The organism is Allobosea sp. 05T422_2 (assembly GCF_056396265.1).
The window spans coordinates 1-12,983 of record NZ_JBFTLD010000189.1; the positions used below are offsets into that span (position 1 = coordinate 1).

9 protein-coding genes are annotated in these 12,983 nt (G+C 58.9%); 2 read left to right on the plus strand and 7 right to left on the minus strand.

From position 1 onward, the window contains the following. Positions 1 to 347: 347 nt before the first annotated feature. Positions 348 to 824 carry a class I SAM-dependent methyltransferase gene (locus AC1DJT_RS25525; RefSeq protein ID WP_476770577.1) on the plus strand — a complete coding sequence of 159 codons (477 nt, stop codon included), beginning with the start codon at positions 348 to 350 and terminating at the stop codon, positions 822 to 824. Positions 825 to 1,962: 1,138 nt separating this feature from the next. Here AC1DJT_RS25525 and ilvA read toward each other — a convergent pair. After that, entirely contained in the window at positions 1,963 to 3,477 is a 1,515-nt protein-coding gene (gene ilvA, locus AC1DJT_RS25530; protein ID WP_476835133.1) for a threonine ammonia-lyase, biosynthetic, read from the minus strand. A gap of 470 nt (positions 3,478 to 3,947) precedes the next feature. Here ilvA and AC1DJT_RS25535 point away from each other — a divergent pair, with 470 nt between their 5' ends. Then, on the plus strand, positions 3,948 to 4,190 hold the full coding sequence (locus AC1DJT_RS25535; RefSeq protein ID WP_476771135.1) for a hypothetical protein: 243 nt from the start codon (positions 3,948 to 3,950) through the stop codon (positions 4,188 to 4,190). Positions 4,191 to 4,345: 155 nt separating this feature from the next. Here the strand turns inward: AC1DJT_RS25535 and AC1DJT_RS25540 are convergent, their stop codons facing one another. From AC1DJT_RS25540 to AC1DJT_RS25565, 6 genes are all read right to left on the minus strand, one after another. Further along, a complete protein-coding gene (locus AC1DJT_RS25540) occupies positions 4,346 to 4,930 on the minus strand; it encodes a hypothetical protein (RefSeq protein ID WP_476835134.1) in 585 nt (194 codons plus the stop codon). Between the two features lie 129 nt (positions 4,931 to 5,059). Next, complete coding sequence (locus AC1DJT_RS25545; RefSeq protein ID WP_476835135.1) at positions 5,060 to 6,379, minus strand: hypothetical protein; 1,320 nt, start codon at positions 6,377 to 6,379, stop codon at positions 5,060 to 5,062. Between the two features lie 13 nt (positions 6,380 to 6,392). Beyond that, positions 6,393 to 7,904: a S8 family peptidase gene (locus AC1DJT_RS25550; protein ID WP_476769663.1), complete on the minus strand. Its 1,512-nt coding sequence runs from the start codon at positions 7,902 to 7,904 to the stop codon at positions 6,393 to 6,395. A 562-nt stretch (positions 7,905 to 8,466) separates the two neighbouring features. Further along, on the minus strand, positions 8,467 to 9,375 hold the full coding sequence (locus AC1DJT_RS25555) for a hypothetical protein (protein WP_476835136.1): 909 nt from the start codon (positions 9,373 to 9,375) through the stop codon (positions 8,467 to 8,469). 177 nt (positions 9,376 to 9,552) lie between these two features. After that, a complete protein-coding gene (locus AC1DJT_RS25560) occupies positions 9,553 to 11,529 on the minus strand; it encodes a peptidoglycan-binding domain-containing protein (protein ID WP_476835137.1) in 1,977 nt (658 codons plus the stop codon). Positions 11,530 to 12,130: 601 nt separating this feature from the next. Then, positions 12,131 to 12,983 (minus strand): hypothetical protein (locus AC1DJT_RS25565; protein WP_476835138.1); only part of this gene is annotated, 853 nt, incomplete at its 5' end.

Below are 12,983 nucleotides of genomic sequence, written 5' to 3' on the forward strand. Positions count from 1 at the left end.
TCTCTACTCTTCTTCCGATGACAGGCATTTTGGTCACGAGCGATGCGCCGGAGCGGACGGTGCTCGAACTTAGGCCCTGGGTATGCGGCATGCCCCCGCGGGTATTCCCGGCCTTCATGGCACCTTTTCAGACCGCGCGAACGAAACGCGTTGCAGCTGGATTAGCTTCGGCAATCGACCTTTCAACGGGGCATAGCGAATGTCTGGTTTCAGGCGAGCTCCCAATGTCTGGTCGTGGCGCTAGTCGCCCTCGGTTGGCGTCGCACTCTGCTCCTGGCAAGCTGAGGATGAATACGATGCTCGTCGGGGAAGACCAGTGATACTTTACCTCCACTTGGTGAGCTGACGTGACCGCCGAGGACGAGACGATCGCCGCTTATGATCGCTACGCAACGAATTTCGCGGCGCAGTACGAAGCGCTCTCGGCCGAGGCTGCGTTTGCGGGGGTAAGCGATCTGCTGCCCCGAGGTCCCGGCCGTCTCGCTCTCGACGTCGGAGCAGGTTCTGGCCGAGATGCCGCGTGGCTAGCCGGGCGTGGCCTCGAGGTCATCGCGGCCGAGCCATCTGGCGGTATGCGCCGCGAGGGCAAGACACGCCATCCCGGCCTCCGCTGGGTAGATGATCGCCTGCCCGGTCTCGCAGCCGTCCATCGCCTCGGACTAAGCTACGACCTTGTGTTGCTCAGTGCCGTGTGGATGCACGTGCCACCACGCGAGCGCTCGCGTGCTTTCAGTTCACGCTGCTCAAGCCTGGCGGCCTGCTGGTGCTTACCCTGCGCTTCGGTCCTAGTGAACCCGGGCGTATCATGTACCCGGTCTCCCTAGGCGAGATCGAGGTACTCGCCCGAGACCACGGCTTAGCTATCGTACGTGCCCTCGACACGGCTGACCCTAGGGCCCGGATCGGCGTGAGCTGGACGACGATCTGCCTGCGCCAGCCCGACGACGGCACCCTCGGTCTGCCGCTGATCCGCGGCTTGATCCTGAACGACGATAAATCCTCGACCTACAAGCTCGGTCTGTTGCGCGTAGTCGCCAGGATCGCCGACGCTGCACCAGCCCTGGCGGTGCCTGTGCGGAGCGAGTTCGACCGCGTTGCAGTGCCGCTCGGGCTCGTTGCGCTKAATTGGCTCCGCGCTTACCTGCCGCTCGTCGCTGCCGCCTTGCCGCAGGCGCCGAACAACCGCGGTCCGGATGGACTCAGCTTTGCGAAAAGGGCTTCCGGCAGTTGCTGGCACAAGGAGTTACGGCGCACGACCTGCGGATCGGGGCGAGTTTCGATGGCKAACGCGCTGAAGCTCTGGTTGCGGCAATTAGTGAGGCACGGCGGACGATCGTTGCCATGCCAGTGCGCTATACGACGTTGCCGAACTCGGACGCGGCGGTGTTCGAGGCAGTCGGGAAGCCCGTGCGCTTGGCGCGCGCGCTGACTCTGACGCCGGAGGTGCTGGGGGAGCACCGGGCAAATTGCMCAGCCAGCTAGGGCTATTGAGAATAGCTGCCATTCGTCCTGTTTGATCGTAGGCAAGCCGACGGAACCATGGGATCAGCCATACGGCTTTGTCTTTCTGTATATCCATGACGAATTCGCGGAGGCGGCTTGACCAAGTCAATGCGACGGAATGCGTTTCAGCGAAATTCATCGAGTTTCTGCCGATCGAAGTGCGGCGCGTCGGACTGACTTCCGAAAGTAGAGGCACTTGGTCCTCGACGATTACAAACGCGTCCGGCCGGATGAACTCTATGACTTCGAGAGACTGACTCCAGAGGGCTCGTTTAGCGTGCTCTTCCTCTCAACTRCCACCCTCAAATTCCAGTCGGCGAGGCAGGAGAAGCGTCCGATCCAGAGGCTTACAAGACGCTTTCTCTGCGCCTTCCTTCGTCGGCGGGGGCGGCTCCGAAGTTGTGCGGAAGCGGGGTGACGAAGGGCAGCGACTTGATCGTCTTTAGGTTCTCCCAACGGCTACTGCGATAGAAACGAGCGATAGGCGGGGTTCTCCGTCTCGTCCCAAAAGGGAAAACCGAGCGCGTCAAGGTTGCGAGCGAGCCTTGAGCGGTCGTCTCGCGGGACCTGGATGCCCGCCAGCACGCGCCCGTAGTCGGCGCCGTGGTTTCGGTAGTGGAACAGCGAGATGTTCCAGTCGCCCGATAGGCTGTTGAGGAATTTCAACAGCGCGCCTGGCCGCTCGGGAAACTGAAAACGGAAGATCATCTCGTTGGCGATGTCAGGCGCCTTGCCGCCGACCATGTAGCGGATGTGCAGCTTGGCGAGCTCGTTCTCGCTCATATCGAGCACGAGGTAGCCGTGCTCCGCCAGCATCGAGATGATCCTTCGCTTCTCTGGCTCGCCCTCGTTGAGCCGAACGCCTACGAAGATCCGCGCGGCCTGCGGATCCGCATAACGGTAGTTGAATTCGGTGATGGCGCGCTTGCCAAGGAGTTGAATGAAGGCCCTGTAGCTGCCGGGCCGCTCGGGGATCGTCACTGCGAGGAGCGCCTCACGCTGCTCGCCAATCTCCGCTCGTTCGGCTATGTGGCGCAACCGGTCGAAATTCATGTTGGCGCCGCTGTTGATAGCGATCAGGGCCTTTCCGTACGCGGCACCGCGCGCMGCGTAGCTCTTTAGTCCGGCCAGACTGACAGCGCCGGAAGGCTCTGCAACAGCGCGGGTATCCTCGAAGATGTCCTTGACGGCCGCGCAGATCTCGTCAGTCGACACCGTAATGACTTCATCAAGCAGGTCGCGGCATAGGCGGAAGGTTTCCTCGCCTGCCTGACGGACTGCGACACCGTCGGCGAAAAGGCCAACCTGGTCGAGCACGATACGCTCACCGGCGCGGATGGCTTTCGCCATGGACGCCGCGTCTTCCGGCTCGACACCGATCACCTTTGTTTCAGGACGAAGGAACTTGCTATAGACGGCCACGCCGGCGGCAAGCCCACCGCCGCCGATCGGCACAAAGATCGCCTCGATCCGGTCCGGATGCTGGCGCAGGATTTCCATCCCAACCGTGCCCTGTCCGGCGATCACGTCGGGGTCGTCGTAAGGATGAATGAAGGTCAGATTCTTCTCGGCTTCGAGTTGCCGAGCATGTGCATAGGCCTCGTCGAAACTCTCACCATGCAATACCACGCGCCCGCCGAGCGCGCGCACTGCCTGGACCTTGATGTCAGGCGTGGTGCGCGGCATCACGATGCTCGCCTTAACGCCGAGCTTGCGAGCAGCAAGTGCCACCCCTTGCGCATGGTTACCGGCCGAAGCGCAGATCACGCCGCGTTCCATAGCCTCGGCCGCTAAGCCGACCATCTTGTTGTAGGCGCCGCGCAACTTGAATGAGAAGACCGGCTGAAGATCCTCCCGCTTGAGGCTGACATGTGAATTCAGCCGGGAAGAGAGGCGGGGCATCGGGTCCAGCGCGCTCTCGATCGCTACGTCATAAACCCGTGCGCCCATGATCTTGCGGATATAATCGTGCATGCAGGGCCAGTCCTATTCTCGGGTCCCTGCCGATAGTCGGCGGTGCGGCAAAGTCAATCGGGCGCAGCGAGTTCGCCGCTCCCTCTTTCTGCAGGCCTTATAATTCGGCGCCGCTAGGGCGGGGAGTCGACCTCGTTACCTGAGGTGATGGAAACTAATCTCGGCATAAGTATCCACTGTGGGAAGCGAACTCCCGCTGCTTGACGCGATTGTCTTGCGACCCGAGGTTGTGCCGTCCGAAACCCTTCACGCGAGTTGGCTGGGAATTTGATGGCGCACATTGAGCGGAACTATTCGGAGCTAGCTTTCCCGATAGGGGGCGACGCTCAGTCAAATTTCGCAGGTGCGCAAAGGACGCTCCCAATAACTTGGGTTCACACCATTGGATCCGGCGAGGGCCGGCTTCCGTCAATCTGCCGGGTGGCCGGAATTAGTCCTCGCACTGACGGTCTTCGCACGGGGCTGCCGCAATGAAGATCACAGGGCTTAAGGCGCTCCAGAGCAAGCTCAAGGATCTTGCGAGATTCGGAGCTGATCTCGATGGCGAGTTAACTCAAGTCACGTTTGAACCGAACGATCCGGCAAGCATCGAAGCTGCGATACAGGAAGCAGCTGATGCAGTGGACGCAAAAGCTAAGGCCTACCCACGCAACGAGATGGTCCAAAATCTCGCCGGCCAGGCGAAACCGGTTAGCCTCGCGTGTCGCAAATGAGCATTTCTGTTCTCAAGGCTTTGGACCGCTCTACCGCGGAAGCAGATAAGCGATTGAGATGCGCACCGCTGCGACCAACGCGAGCATGGGCTCATGCGCCGTCGGCATCGAAGGACGATGTTGTTCCCGGCAACATGAGAAAGATTTCTGATTATCTAGGTAACGTCGCTGGGGCGAGGAGGAGATTTAAACGCTTTTATTAGGGCTGTAAACGCACCAATTATGCCTGCGATGGCAATTAAAGCGGGAACGATAATCTCGGTTGCGACGTCTTTAAATATTTTTGTATATTGTTTTACGGTTTCAATCATATTATTTCTAGAGATTCTATCAATCTCTTGGGATAGTCGTTTATTGTATTCGTCTTCCAATTTCTTTACTTGTGAATCCCAGGCTGCAACAACTTCAGCGGGTGCGTCGACAAGTTTTGTAGATGGAACTTGGATTGTCGTTACAATATCTCTAGTTCGACCGAAGTTTTGAATCGACGGAGATGGTACTTTGACTATCTGTTTCCTTTCCTCTATCGTTGTTACGATTTGACCAGAGGGCTTAGGTGGTAGTTGTGGCCGGGGAATATTTTTCTTGGCGGCATCAATGATTTCTTGAGAGGCGTCCCCTTGCTCGTGAGGTAGCATCGCAAAGAGTGTGCCGCCGTAGAAAGCTGCCATACCGACGATGGCGATCGACACAACGAACACCAGAGTAGTCCCTGCTCGCGACATCAGGCGTTCTCCCATGTTGATCTAATCCCAGCATGACCTTTGACAATGACTACCAAACACTTCGGTGCGAGCCCTACGTGCCCTGGACTCTGCCTTTGTGAAGCACACGACATTCCACGACAATGCTCATACAAGGCACTTGCCTTAGGTCGCGTCCTTAATCGCATGCCAAACTAGCGAACTGACACGCTCGTTATCGACATCGTTGTGGTTGGCGACGATATTGTCGGCGAGGACGTTGTTGACGAGGCCGGGGGCGATTTCGGGCAACCGGTTTCTGTCGGCCGTTACCCAGACGCATTCGCCATCGCGCATTGCCAGCGCGCCGTTCGCACCCAGTCCGCCGTAAAGATCGCGCGGGCCACCGATGAGGTCTCTGACGCCGACCCCCTGAGCGATCTCACCTGAGATCTTGGAGGCGACGGCGTAAAAAAAGCCAACTGCGCTATCGTGACGCGAGCGCGTGATCATAATCGGTCCGTTTACGAGATGGTCGTCAATGATGCGCCTGAATCCGCCAGGGACCCTATTGGGCCCCACATCTCGGCCGAGGCCATTGTGCGAATAGGCCCCTTGCAACAAGCAGAGTGACGCGGCCTTGAGCGTCTGCGAAGCGGCAACCGTCGCCGATACCAGCCTCGCGCCGAAGCTGTGCCCGATAAGATGAACCCGCACACCATCGAGGTCCTGCGCCTCTAAAGTGCGGCAAAGCGCTTTTCCAACGTTGCCTGCTCGCGCCTTCATCTCGAAATAGGTGGCCTGGTTMAGCAGCGAGGCCACCGCCGCCTTGCCGCCGCGCAGCACGCGAGAACCTGCCGCGGCAATGGTGTCGCCGAGGCCARCCGCGCCCCCGCCTCCAACAGTCTGTACCGGGGGAACGTCGCCACGCTGCTTAAGTGCGTCCACGGCGTCGCTACCTCGGATGCTGCAGAACTCGCTATGCTCGTTGCGAACCTCCTGATCAGACGCCATCGTGAGGGACCGGCGAAGATCCTCCAGAAAGCTGTCGGCCACGCCCCCGCCGCCGGCCGCGTCCAGCGCCTGCTGAACAAAAGCGGCCTTATTATCGATGCAGAGATCATCGGCAATCTCGCTCGCAAACGCCTTTAGGGCCGAACGCGATAGGTCCCCTCCACTCGCCGCTGCCGCGCCGCCCACTTTGGGCACGCCTCGATCTGCAGGCAGGATAGTAAGGTCCTCGCGGTAGCGGAACGCCGGCCAGTACACCCCGACGACCGCAAAGCGGCGTGCTGGCAAACTCATGCCGCCGCGCGAAGCGGCGACCATGTTGCTGATCAACTCGGTGTAGAGTTTCGTTGCATTGGCCTCGTCATTCTTCCAGCCATGGCTCAAGACCAGGAGATCGGTGATCCCGTGGGGCAGGAGTTTGCGGCCAGGCTCMTCCCGTTCACCATCCTTGTCCAGTAGAAGCGCAGCGAAAGGAATGCCGGCTATCGCGTCCATTTCGGTATCCCCTTCAGATAGATTGCATCGCACGCAGCAGATCGAGCAGGCCAGATCCTTGGAAGTCGGCCTTGCGCTTGAGATCGGTCGCGCTGCTAACGAAAATCGCTTTGACTGCCTCCGCCCGGCCGATGAACTCGCCCCGGACCGACAACAGAGCGGCGACAGCGCCGGCGACGTGAGGGGCGGCCATGCTGGTGCCGCTTTCCTCTCGAAAGTAGGCGATCGTCGGATCGGGCGTGATGCCAGCCTCGTCCAGCGCCTCGGTGGTGTGCGACGCGCCGATCGCTGCGCAAGAGAGGATACGCTCACCAGGCGCTACCAAGTCCGGCTTGACCCGCCCATCGGCGGTGGGCCCGCGAGACGAGAAAAAGGAGACACCATAGCGGTGCGGCGCCTCGCCGTGGGTGGCCCCGACGGTGATCGCCTCTTCGGCGTTGCCCGGATCGTTGATAGACTGATCGAGGCCAACGCGCTTCAACATATCTTCGCCGTCTGGCTGGATCATCGTTGACCCGTCGTTTCCTGCTGCTGCAACGACGATCACGCCGCTGCGTGAAAGCCGGTTGACGACAGTGCAAAGCGGGCTCTGGCCGGCGGCGTACCAGCGCGCGTCGAACGGATAGCCGAGGCTAAGGTTGACGCAGTGAACCTTTATGCGGCGGCCAAAGTCGTTGAGTTCCTCGACATGTTCGAGCGCAGTAATGAGCGCGCTAGCATAACCTTTGCCCGCATCGTCAAGCACCTTGAGGCTCAGCAGCGTTGCCTGGGGCGCGATGCCACGCAGCACCGAGCCCGACGCCATCACACGAACGATCGTCCGCACGGTGTCGTCGGTGCCGCGCTCCTCGAATACACGCGCCATGCCGCCTTCGTCCGTGCTTGTCCTACCGGCAATGATTCCGGCGACATGGCTGCCGTGGCCGAAGCGATCGACTGTGGGGGCGTTCCCGCCGGTGAAATCGCGATGCGCTAGCCCCAAAGGCAGGCTGAGATTTTGGTAGCGCACGAAGTGGCGGTGCGTCTCGTCTATTCCGCTGTCCATCACTGCAACGACGATCCCTTTGCCGTCCGCGCCGAAGGCTGTGAGGCAGGCGTCGGCTTTCACCGTGCGGACCGAACGATCGAGGAAGGGCTTTAGTGGCTCGTCGCGCCAGACCTTGTAGATCGGAGAAGGCTCCGCGCCCGTATCCGTGGTGAGGTCTGCGATCTCTCCCAGTGTGAGGGTGGCGAATAGGAAGTGGCGACTGGTATCGGGCGGCTGAACGCGGTCTGATATGTTCTGGAGGCGAGCAAGGACGGCACTCTTCGCTTCTGGAATTCCGCCCGGATAGTCAGGATTGAGTTCGATAATGGCGCGGCCGGCGGGTTCCTCCGGACGGGCTGCTGCTGCTTTTTTGGTGGAGCCTCGCGTCGCGCGACTGACGGGCCGCGGCGGCTTCAACTCGCGCGCGAAGTCGGGCACCACCAGATAACGCGCAAACTGCTTACGCAATTCTTCGCGGTCATTGTCTTTGTCTGCCACGACGTTTCCTTCTTCCAATTATGTATAGCCATCTTGTGAGTGCGTTGGCAGGAGGGCAAGATTTTAGAGGAATCGAAGTTTTACTGGATCAAAGCAGCGCCATGACCAAAGGGATACCTGGTGCGATACCTAGTGCCCTTGCTAGCATCGTTACATCGATTATCGGACCAGTTTCTAGATGGGAGTGGGTGTCCTCCCAGGCGACGACGGAATTCCGGAATGGGGGCCGGGGACTGATCGAGGAGAAGGCGATCGCGATGTGCCCGAAGTATCGCATTAGTATCCAGTTAGGCTGTGGCTGGTGGATGGTCAGGCAGACCGCGCCTCGCTGATGAGGCCTGCAYAGGCGCACTATGACGTGCAAGTTGTCCGCCATCGTAGCGGCGTCGGTCTCCGCACCTACAGATTCACATATACGGMCGATCGGATGCGCAAAGTCACGCTGCGGCTTGGGAAAAAGTGGCGTAGCTCGTTTGATCACGCGGTGGCCTCGTCATGTCTTGCGTCAGAAAACGGCCCGTCTTGACGAATTTCGGTTCTACTAAGGGAATTTGCCTGCTCGCTATGACGCGCCCTTGCACCGTAATGGCAGCGCGAGCGCGGTCTTGCTCGCATGGTGCAGATTGATCCCGTTCGCGAGATCCTCCTGCAATCCAATGAAAAGGTCGAAGGCCCGCCGCGCCGCATTGCCCGGCATGAGGCCATCCAGCGTCTTACATTTGAATGAGATTTCGGCGATCTCCTGTTCCTGTTCCGCATCACCGAATTGCCAGAGCGTCAGTGCGAATTTGCCAGTGATATTGTCACCTAGCCTGACCTTCGCCCCTTTGAAGACGAACTCGCGAATGAGGGGACCGTCGTAAAGTACATGGGATGGAGAGAACCGGGCTCCCGCGCGCTGCAATTGATCCTCGAGAGTTGGGAAAAGCACGAAGATGTCCGCGAGCGTGCAGGGTCTCCGCCCCGCAGGGCAGGCTTGGCTCGTCGAGAGGGAGAACCGGCTTCGCATCGAGCGGGGGCGGGAGACAGCGATGCTTCCGTTCTGATGATGGGGATCGGAGATTTCGAGTGGCGCTATATCCTCTTCAAGCTTTGTTTGCGCGCCTCCCTCCGATCCGGACAAATCCGTCGAAGCCACGACAAACATGTCTGGCATGCGTAGCTTCAGAGTGATCTCGCCAATTGAAGCTGCACGTGCGTCCGAATGGGCCGAGACACGCTCTCGCAAAGCGTAGTCCTTGTTGGTCAGCACGCAGCCTTGCGTATCGCGGAACCTAATGAGCCGCTCCTCAACGGTCAGAAACGTTTGTTCATGCCTCGGCTTATTGCCATCGCGGGGGTCAAGTCGCCTGACGATGATCGGTCGTAACTGACGTTCCCAGAATGMTCCCACCGCTTCAAGCGAGGGTTGTGGCGCTGATCGCGGCTCAAGTAGAAGCTTGTACTCACGCGCTTTGAGTTCGTGCTGCATGCTCAATTGTCCCCCAACCTTTGACAACCGGCTTGAGTGCCGAACACACGCCCGCTTTGTTGAACCAGGGATAATTCACTTACGAATATTCCACGGGAAAATAGCTTCTCCTGTCAGTAAACCTAGCTCGCGCCCACGCGCTACGCGACCTTTGTTCAAGCCGCTCTGAGTATCAACTCACCGCAAGATCTCGTCGCCTGGCATCACTGCCGTGACAAACCGATAGGAGTGATTGCTGCCATATCGCGGATCGCTTTTAATAAGGGACATGAACTTGCGATGTCCGTCTCTAGTGCGACCGACGAGGCAACCGGCGCTTGTTCGTCCGAGATCATCCTTCGGCGCGTCGTAACCCCAATGCTGATTAATCCCGAATAGGCCCTGGTCGAGCTGATCGCCTGTCCGCTTAAAATCCTTGTTCAGGTCTCGGTATACGCTGACTGGCTCGACTTGGACGAGCGCTTCATGCGCCGATGCGGGGGAGGGCTGATGAATTCCCACAGCCCATGCCTTGTACTGATTGAAGGCGATACGAGCAGCGCCCTTCGGGTTCATGGGACTCATTGTCCAAATTTTGCCAGGCTCGCTCGTACCGTCCCAAATCGAGTTCTCGACATCGAGCCGTCCATCATCGCCAACCGAGAATACGATACGAAGGTCGTTGAATTTGTTTGGAGCGTCGTCGTTCAGCGTGCCCTCACGGTCGACGCCTTCCAGGTAGATGATGTTCTTGCAATCAGGGTGCCGGCAAATGAAGTAACGCTTTGCCTTCATGTAATCGATGACTTTGTCGAACCATGTGCCGAGCGACACGATTTCCGGTAAGAGGGTCACCGGCGACACTAACCTCTGCGCGATGGACCTGGTGAAGCCGTCTCGTAGTGAAAGTCCGTTTCGGTCGCAGAACTCACTAAGCGCCMAAGCGGAGACGGGACCAAATTTTCCGTCGGCCGGCGGGTCGAGATAGCCCAACTCAGTCAAGCGCCATTGGATTGCTTTGGCCAGCGCAACGTTGGAACTCAGGTTCGTCACGAGAATTGGYGGCCCGTCGAACAGTGCCAGCGCTTTGGTCCCCTCGCCACCCGACGACGGATCACCCGCTGGGCTCTTACGGAATCTGGAGGGTTGGATATTTTGGTCTATGTAGCCGTTCAGCCAATTCCGGTACGCTTGGGTCGTGTCGCCGTTCGCCGCATCCACGAAACGTTGTGCCCTGCTGGGGCCGACTTGCGTGACAAGATCACTGAAGCTGTAGACGTTGGAGCCCTTCAGGAATGCCTGCGCCCCTGCTAGCCCCTCGTGATGGGCGAGATAGATGAAGCGGGCTTTCTCGTCGTCTCCGATGTCAGCGTCTACAAGGCTCGCTTTGATCAGGGCGTTCAGATTGAACAACCCATACTCCGCAGCCGCCACAATGGAGAGCCCCGGATCGAAGCGGAGGGCCAGAAGATCATCGTCGCGTCCAGCCACTATGGTGTTAGCAGCGGTAACGTACCMCTTTCCTTTCCCTCGCTTGTTCAGCAGCGTCTGGGCTTTCTTTGCCTCCCCAAGCCAAGTTGCGGCCAGGAACTGAGTCAGCCCCGCCGCGCTGCTTGAGTCGGCCTTTGAGTTCTTGTCCCATAGCCCATTTGATAACGTCGCCGCCTCCGCGCTGATCAAAGCCGCGATCGCAGCGGCATCGATCCCAGTCCGCATGTGTGCATCGAGTATGTGGGCTCGATAGAGTTCGTTGGGTCCGAGATCGAGCGCGCTCCCTTCTTCCTGCTCTCCTTTCTCATCGGAAGGAGGGGGATCGTGAGCGTCATCCGAGTTGATCCAACCAATAGCGACGCTGCCGTCCGCAAGCTTGATATCGACCTTGAGCCAAGGGGGCAGCTTCAATCGTACGCCGACGATGTCACCGACGACGGTTCGCGCTTCGCCTTCAGGCTCATCGAAAAGCTCAAGTGGCTTAGCCTTGATCTCTCTGATCGCGTCAAAATGGGTCCAGCCAAGGTAGGTTTTTCCGTCCCTGGCAATCGATCCCTTTATCCAGGGCTTAAGCTCCCGCACGCCGGAAATTCTGTCGTTGATCTCAAGCCAAAGTACTTCTGGAGAAGCGTCATCAGGATCGGGCCGGAGCGACGTCTTCGTGACTACGATATAATCCACCATGATTGCCTCGCAGTTTCTCTTACCAGTTCTTTTCGGGCCGAGATGCAAGCCATGTCCGGATACCTAGACCAGAGCCGCCCGTAGCGGCGGTGCTGAAATCTGCATCTAGGCTTACCCAGGGCGCCTTCTCCAATGCCCATGGCCTGTCGGCTTCTTGATTTAATCGTCGAGGGACTCCCCGGCTCCAGATGACGCCAACACGCCGAAGGAAGCGAGAATTGCCATAGATGTCATCGAAACACTCCGGGGAGTGAAGGGGCAGAAAATCCGGCACTTCAGACAATGCAGAAAGCGGAACCACAAACTGACAAAATCAAAAGACTGCCAGCCGGAAAGCCTGCGATAAAGAATGCGGAGACTAAGGCAGAAAGCGAATTCGGAGATTAAGCTGAATATTTATAGAAACGTCAAGCTAGGCCATCTGTTGGGAATGAATACGGCATATGGCCAGAGTGTTCGCGGTATCCCTTGCGGAAGCAGATTGCCGGCGAAGGCAGATGCCCACTAAACGGCCTCCGGCAAAGCCGGGTGGTTCACCCGCCGGGACCCGCACGGTGCCCTTCAGAGGACGGTGCCGGCATCACGCCGGCTCCGCGCGCTGTCATTTATTTTGGCAGGTTGATGCCAGGTCCCGGAGTGAACTCACATCAATCGCGATGATTTCGCCGGTGTTATTCTCTGGGCCGTGCGTTCCCCTCGCAAGCACCAGGTCCCCGGCCAGCGCCAGTTGGCTCCCGAAACTGTCCCATCCCTTTTTCTGCTCCTGGACGAGAGTGACCGCTCGAACGCCTGACGGCTGCCCGACGTCGAACACGTGCAGCGCACCCATTTTCTCGTCGGTCCAATCCTTGGTGCTGCTCCAACGTGGATCGCCTACGACGACAAGCCCGCCAGCGACGAGGACCTTCGGCACGGCATAATCAGAACGTTCGCGAGCCCAAGGCTCGTAGGTGGCGGTAGTCCTGATGATCTGGTGAACCTTCCATTGCAAATCCTGATGATGCAGCTCGACGCTGATCTGGCCGGAGCTTTTCTTCAGAACCGCCATTTTCCCATCCCTGATATCGAGATCGAGGACGACATCGTCAGCGCGCAACTTGACGCCCCCATCCGGCAGCCAGCGATCGCCGTCGCGCTTGAATATATCGATGCCGCTGCCAATTCCTGTTCCCAAATCATGACCATAGATCGCGAGGTATGGATCATTGAAACTGAGAACACGACCGCCGATGTATCTTCCGGCCAGCTCGCTGAGGCTGATTTCCTTCTTTACTTCTGCGTCGTTGCCGAGGAACAGCAACTTCGCCATGTCACCCCGCCTTGGAGGCACATAGGCGAGCCAGCCCTGCTGAAACCTGATGGCGGCGTTCCGATCGAAGGTGCCGCTCAGCTTGACTTGCTGGCGCTCGTCAGGGCGCCACAGATTGATTGCGGAGATGTACCCCGCGCTTATG

Coding starts and splice junctions, on each gene's coding strand:
- AC1DJT_RS25535 (WP_476771135.1), top strand. CDS start 3,948: ATGAAGATCACAGGGCTTAAGGCGCTCCAGAGCAAGCTCAAGGATCTT.
- AC1DJT_RS25540 (WP_476835134.1), bottom strand. CDS start 4,930: ATGGGAGAACGCCTGATGTCGCGAGCAGGGACTACTCTGGTGTTCGTT.